The sequence below is a fragment of the Salinisphaera orenii subsp. halophila YIM 95161 genome (assembly GCF_003732545.1).
GTDB lineage: Bacteria > Pseudomonadota > Gammaproteobacteria > Nevskiales > Salinisphaeraceae > Salinisphaera > Salinisphaera orenii_A.
Genome location: NZ_AYKF01000037.1, coordinates 1 through 765 on the forward strand (window position 1 = coordinate 1; position 765 = coordinate 765).

Annotated in this window: 1 protein-coding gene; it reads left to right on the forward strand. The window is 61.6% G+C overall.

Features of this window, described 5'->3' with window-relative positions; translation table 11 throughout:
* Positions 1-198: 198 nt before the first annotated feature.
* The coding region (locus SAHL_RS02955; protein ID WP_123589925.1) for an IS1595 family transposase at positions 199-765 on the forward strand (567 nt) is incomplete at its 3' end.

Here is a 765-nt window from a genome sequence, read left to right on the forward strand (position 1 = left end):
GGCGGTGAAGATGTCGAAGACCCGATATCCGCTCAATCGGCAAGCCGCGCCGCTTAAGTGAACGGCATTACCGCCACGGCGGGCCTTTTCTTTGCCCGAAAATTATGAAACCTCTTGATTAGGCCCGAAACTCAGCCGGGTCACGAAATGACCCCGTCGCACCGGATAATCAGACCATGACAGCACAGGAGACATGTCATGGCGCTCAATCGGGTTCAAATGCAACCGGGCTTGTCGATGCGGGAATTCATGCAGCGCTATGGTACTGAAACCCAGTGCGAGGCGGTGTTGGTAGCCGCGCGCTGGCCGAGCGGCTTTTGCTGCCCGGCCTGTCAGTGCCGGCGGCATACGACATTCGAGCGCGTCGGCCGCACCCACTGGCAGTGCCAGCGATGCCGGCACCAGACCACAGTGACCTCCGGCACGATTTTCGCCTCGACCAAACTGCCACTGACCGTCTGGTTTCTGGCCATGCATCTGCTGACCCAGGCCAAGAACAACGTCTCGGCGTTGGAACTACGACGCCAACTCGGGGTGAGCTACCGGGCGGCCTGGCGGATCAAGCAGAAACTGCTGCAGGTGATGGTCGAGCGTGAATCGCGCCGCCAATTATCCGGGCGCGTCGAGATCGACGACGCCTATCTCGGTGGTGAGCGCGCCGGCAAACCCGGCCAGCGCGGCCGCGGCTCACCCAACAAGATCCCGTTTGTCATCGCCGTATCGACCACGGCGGATCGCAAACCCCATCAGGTGGTCCTCCGGTGT